The sequence below is a fragment of the Craterilacuibacter sp. genome, assembly GCF_051659485.1.
Taxonomy (GTDB): domain Bacteria; phylum Pseudomonadota; class Gammaproteobacteria; order Burkholderiales; family Chromobacteriaceae; genus Craterilacuibacter.
On record NZ_JBOFOO010000033.1, the window covers coordinates 1 to 5592 of the forward strand.

Sequence of the window (5592 nt, forward strand, 5' to 3'; positions counted from 1 at the left end):
CGACCCACATCGGGGTATTCACCAGCGACAAAAAGGCTCCGCCCAGCCCCGCCATCGCGCCGCCGAACAGCACGGCCAGATAACGGATGCGCCGCACCGGATAGCCGATGGCGTCGGCCACCGCCGGCTTTTCACCGACTGCGCGCAGCAGCAGTCCGGCACGGCTTCTGGCCAGAAACCACCACAGGCCGGCACACAATAAAAACGCCAGCAAGGTGACAGGATCAAGACCGAACAGCAGCGGCTGCACCCCGGCAACCACGCCGCCAACATAAGGCTGGCCGATAAAGGCCGACAGGCCGACGCCGAACAGCGTCAACGCCAGGCCGGTGGCAACCTGATTGGTCATCAGATGCAGGGTCAGTACGCCGAACAGCAAAGACAGTGCGCAGCCGGCGAGCATCGCCACCGTAAATGCCAGCCACGGATTGCCGGTCTGGCTCATGGTGGCAAACGCCGCCACCGCCCCGACCAGCATCATCCCCTCCACCCCCAGATTGAGCACGCCGCTGCGTTCGGTAATCAGCTCGCCCAGCGCCGCCAGCATCAGGGGCGTGGCCGCACTGGCGGTAGACAGCAAGAGCGCCAACATCAGGCCTTCGTTCATCGGGTCGCCTCCTTGAGTACAGGCATGGGCGCGCGCACGCTGCGGCGCACGCGGTAGTGGATAAAGAGATCGGCGGCCAACAGGTAAAACAGCAGCAAGCCCTGAAACAGGCCGGTAATCGCGGCCGGCAGGCCCAGCTCCATCTGTGCGGTTTCCCCGCCCAGATACAAGAGCGACATCAGCAGGCTGGCCAGTACCGCGCCCACCGGATGCAGACGCCCGACAAAAGCGACGATAATCGCGGCAAAGCCGTAACCGGGCGACACCGAGGGCTGCAGCTGCCCCAGCGGGCCGGCGACTTCCGCCACCCCGGCAAGGCCGGCAAAGCCGCCGGAAATCAGCATCGCGATCCACACATTGCGCTTCTCGCCAAAGCCGGCATACAGCGCAGCGGCAGGTGCCTGCCCGGCCACCTGAATACGAAAGCCCAGCCAGGTTTTGGCCATAAACAGCCACACCAGCGCCGCCAGCAACACCGCCAGCAACGCCACCACCGTCACCCGCATTTCGGAATGCAGCAGGGGCAAGATGGCCGCCTCGTGAAACATGCGCGACTGCGGAAAATTGAAGCCCTCCGGGTCGCGCCACGGGCCGTTAACCAGAAAACGCAGCCCGAGGCCGGCCACATACACCAGCATCAGGCTGACCAGAATCTCGTTGGTGTGAAAACGGGTGCGCAGCAAGGCAGGTAGCGCCGCCCATGCCATGCCGCCCAGGACACCGGCCACCAGCATGGCCGGCATCAGCCACGACGCGCCGGCATCGGGAAAAGCCAGCGCCACCCCGCCGCCGGCAACCGCCCCCATCACCAGCTGTCCTTCGGCCCCGATATTCCACACATTGGCGCGGTAGGCAACCAACAGGCCCAGCGAACACAGCAATAGCGGCGTCGCCTTCAATAACCACTCGCCTACCCCGTAGAGCGTGGTTAGCGGCTGTACAAAAAACACATAAAAGGCCTTGAATGCCGGCTGTCCCAACAGGGTAAACAGCACAAAGCCGGATGCCAGCATCAGCACGGCGGCAATCACGGGGGACAGCAGGCGCATGGCGCCCGAAGGAACGGGTCTGGCTTCAAGCTGGAACATGGCGAGCCTCGTGCAGGGTAAAGTCGCCGCTCATCCAGCGGCCTATCAGTTCGACGCTGGCGTCTTGCGTGGCGATCGCGGGCGATAGCCTGCCGTCGGCCAGTACCGCCAGCCGGTCGCTGATCATGAATAGCTCGTCCAGCTCCTCGGAGATCACCAGCACCGCCACCCCGCGGTTGCGCAGGTCTATCAGCGCATTGCGTATCAGCATGGCCGCGCCCACATCCACCCCCCAGGTCGGCTGCGCCACCACCATCACCTCGGGTTCCAGCATCACCTCGCGCCCGATAATGAACTTTTGCAGATTGCCGCCGGACAGGCTTTGCGCCAGTGCGTCTTCATCCGGTGTCTTGACCTTGAAGCGGGCAATCACCTCGCGGGCAAATTCGCGCACCTGACGCCGCTGTATCCACGGCCCCTTGAGCATGCCGGCGCGGTTGGCACCGGTAAGCAGAGCATTGTCGGCCAGACTCATTTCCGGCACTGCGCCGCGCCCGAGCCGTTCTTCGGGCACAAAACCCAGCCCCAGACCCAAAGCCCTGCGCGCGCCCGGCCCCAGCTTGCCGGCCGCCACGCCGCGCAGCGACAGCACCCCGGCGCTATCCAGCTTTCTCTCGCCGGACAAGGCGGCCAGCAGCTCCTGCTGGCCATTGCCGGAAATACCGGCGATGCCGACGATCTCGCCGCCCCTCACCTCCAGCGACACATCGTGCAAGGCAGTACCGAAGGGATCGTCACTCTGTAGCGACAAGCCTCGGACCGCCAGACGCACCTCGGCGGGCGCTTGCGGCGGCAGCGTACAGGCCGGCAACTCGCCGCCTATCATCATGCGTGCCAGCGACTCGTTGGACTCCAGACGCGGATCGGCCTCGCCGCTGACCCGCCCGCCACGCAATACGGTGGCGCGCTGGCACAGCTCGCGGATCTCGTCCAGCTTGTGGCTGATATAGAGAATGCTGCAGCCTTCGCTGGCCAAGCGGCGCAAGGTAGCAAACAGCTGTTGCACCGCCTGCGGCGTCAACACCGAGGTCGGTTCATCCATGATCAGCAACCGGGGCTTTTGCAGCAGGCAGCGTACGATCTCGACGCGCTGCCGCTCGCCCACCGACAGGCTGTGCACCAGCCGCGCCGGGTCCAGCGGCAGGCCGTAACGGATCGACACCTCGCGGATCTCGTCGTGCAGCTCGCCCTGCGGCCGGCCGATGGACAAGGCGATGTTCTCGGCAACAGTCAGCGTCTCGAACAGCGAAAAATGCTGGAATACCATGCCGATGCCCAGCTCGCGCGCCGCTGCCGGGCTGGCAATTGCGACGCGCTGCCCTTCCCAGCGGATCTCGCCGCCATCGGGGCGGGTCACGCCGTAAATGATCTTCATCAGCGTACTTTTTCCGGCACCGTTTTCGCCCAGCACGGCGTGAATTTCACCGGGTGCGATCTCAAGATCGATCGCATCGTTGGCAATCACCGACGGATAGCGTTTACAAATACCGCGCAAAGACAGGCGCGCGACAGCGGGAGGGGCATTCATGGCGGCAGACTCCAGAAGAGGGGGCCGGCGCCGATGCGCTAGCACTTAGGCAGACCCGGACATTAATCTCGGCATGGTAAATCTTTTGGCATTTTTGATAAAACAATTGTTTGCATTTCAAGTTTATAATGCCACGCATTAGCTGCCGGTTATTCAATACAGATCATCTTGCCACCCTAATATCTGGCAGTCCGTCATCTTGCGAATCAACTATTTGGCATCCCGCTTGCTTGCTACCGGATTCATTCCACACTAGGAGAAGTCACCATGTTGTCCCGCCGCACCCTGATCACCACCCTGCTTGCAGCCGCCTTCGCCAGCCCGGCCTTTGCCGCCGAACCGCTGAAAGTCGGCTTTGTCTATGTAGGCCCGGTCGGTGACGCCGGCTGGACCTACGCCCACGACCTGGGCCGCAAGGCCATGGAAAAGGCGCTGCCCGGCCAGATCAAATCCACCTATGTAGAAAGCGTGCCCGAAGGCGCCGATGCCGAGCGCGTGATTCGCCAGCTGGCCGCCGCCGGCAACCAGCTGATCTTCACCACCTCGTTCGGCTACATGAACCAGACGCAGAAAGTGGCACAGGCCTTCCCGAATGTGAAGTTCGCCCACGCCACCGGCTACAAGACGGCCAAAAACGTCGCCATCTATAACCCGAAGACCTACGAAGGCGCCTACCTGATGGGCGTGATCGCCGGCGGCATGACCAAGAGCGACACGCTGGGCTTTGTCGGTTCTTTCCCGATCCCGGAAGTGGTGCGCAATATCAACGCCTATACGCTGGGCGCGCAGAGCGTGAACCCGAAAATCAAGACCAAGGTGGTATGGGTGAACAGCTGGTACGACCCGGCCAAGGAGCGCCAGGCGGCCGAGACGCTGATCGCGCAGGGCGCCGACGTCATGGCGCAGAACACCGATTCGCCGGCTATCGTGCAGACGGCACAAGAGAAGGGCAAATATGCCTTCGGCTGGGATACCGATATGAAGAAATTCGGCCCTAAGTCGCAACTGGCTGCGGCAGTGATCAACTGGGGCGGCTACTACACCCGCACCGCCAAGGGCGTGCTGGAGAACAAGTGGAAGTCGGACAGCGTCGACTGGGGCATCAAGGACGGCATGATAGACGTGGTCTCGATCAACCCGGCCGTACCCAAGCCGTTGCTGGCCAAGTTTGATGCCAAGAAGGCCCAGTTTGCCGCCGGCAAATTCCACAGTTTCAGCGGCCCTATCGTCGATCAGGCAGGCAAAAGCATGGTCGCCGCCGGCCAGGTACTGCCACAGAAAGGTGTAGACACGATGAACTGGTATGTGAAGGGCGTGGAAGGCTCGATTCCGAAGTAAAAAAACGGGGTATCCATGCAAGACTCAGCCATCAAGCCTTGCTGGATACCCCGCTGCCCTGCGTGGCCCTGCTACCGGTCAATGACGGCTGGCAGGCGCACGCCTCAGGACTGACGCCCCTTCCAGCTGGCCGCACAGGTTTGCTGCAAATAACGCAGCGAACGCTCCATATAGCTGTCGTCCTGATAGGGGTCAGCCAGATGCACCTCGGCCTCGTCCCGCAAGTCTTCCAGCCACATCTGCTTCAACTCTTCCCTTTGCCGCACCGGCGCAAACTCTTCGATGAATTGACAGACCTTGCCGGATTCAAAGCCATGGGTCCTGAAATGGCTAATGATGGCGGCACCTTCCCGTTTCAGCAGCGTCGATTTTGGCTGCTGGCCGCTGGCAATTAGCAAGAACACGGTAGCGAGGGTGGCCGGATCGGTCTTGCCCCTGGTGATGCGCACCCAGGCCTGATAAGCCAGCTTGTCGAACTCGCCGCCGTCTTCATCCAGATTGCCACGGATAAAGAACATGCCGGCATGCTCGCCATGGATAAACGCATCCGGCTTGATGCTCTTGTCCCGAAGCAGAGGCAGTTTCTCCCGCTCAAACTGCGCCATCATCGCTGCCGCCATCGGGTGGAAAGCCTCCGGTACCAGCGGCAGCACGCTCTGCCATGCGTCAGGCTGCGGCCTGAAGGATGGTTTCCTGAGCGCCGTCAGCAATTGCACGAACGCAGCCTTGCCCGGCAGTGCGCCCGCACCTTGTCCGGCATGCCAGAGCAGCATGGCCGAAGCAATGATCTCTTCGGCCGAATGCCCGGCAAACTCATCCGGCCGGGTATTCATCTGGCTGGCGAGCCAGCGCGCAAAGTCTATCGTGCACTGCAGCTGCTGGCGCTCGGCCACTTCCTTGCGGTACGCGTCCACAGACATGGCAAAAGCGTAGGAGCGCTCATTCAGGAAGGCCTGCTCGTCGCCCGACGTGGCATGCAGCTCCAGCAGCGAGCCCGTCGGCAGCGCGTGCAGGCGCTTGAGCATGTCCGA

At 62.5% G+C, this 5592-nt stretch carries 5 protein-coding genes; 1 reads left to right on the plus strand and 4 read right to left on the minus strand.

Translation table 11 applies throughout. The features are described 5' to 3' along the window. From ACRC1E_RS00995 to ACRC1E_RS01005, 3 genes are all read right to left on the minus strand, one after another. The coding region (locus tag ACRC1E_RS00995) for an ABC transporter permease (protein WP_438513245.1) at positions 1-607 on the minus strand (607 nt) is incomplete at its 3' end. Next, complete coding sequence (locus ACRC1E_RS01000) at positions 604-1695, minus strand: ABC transporter permease (protein ID WP_438513246.1); 1092 nt, start codon at positions 1693-1695, stop codon at positions 604-606. The genes ACRC1E_RS00995 and ACRC1E_RS01000, both read right to left, overlap by 4 nt. After that, positions 1682-3223, minus strand: a complete 1542-nt coding sequence (locus ACRC1E_RS01005) for an ABC transporter ATP-binding protein (RefSeq protein ID WP_438513247.1) — start codon at positions 3221-3223, stop codon at positions 1682-1684. Before ACRC1E_RS01005 ends, ACRC1E_RS01000 begins: the two co-directional genes overlap by 14 nt. Before the next feature lie 267 nt (positions 3224-3490). Here ACRC1E_RS01005 and ACRC1E_RS01010 point away from each other — a divergent pair, with 267 nt between their 5' ends. Beyond that, positions 3491-4561: a BMP family ABC transporter substrate-binding protein gene (locus ACRC1E_RS01010; protein ID WP_438513248.1), complete on the plus strand. Its 1071-nt coding sequence runs from the start codon at positions 3491-3493 to the stop codon at positions 4559-4561. A 104-nt stretch (positions 4562-4665) separates the two neighbouring features. Here the strand turns inward: ACRC1E_RS01010 and ACRC1E_RS01015 are convergent. Continuing rightward, on the minus strand, positions 4666-5592 hold a 927-nt coding region (locus ACRC1E_RS01015), incomplete at its 5' end, for a hypothetical protein (RefSeq protein ID WP_438513249.1).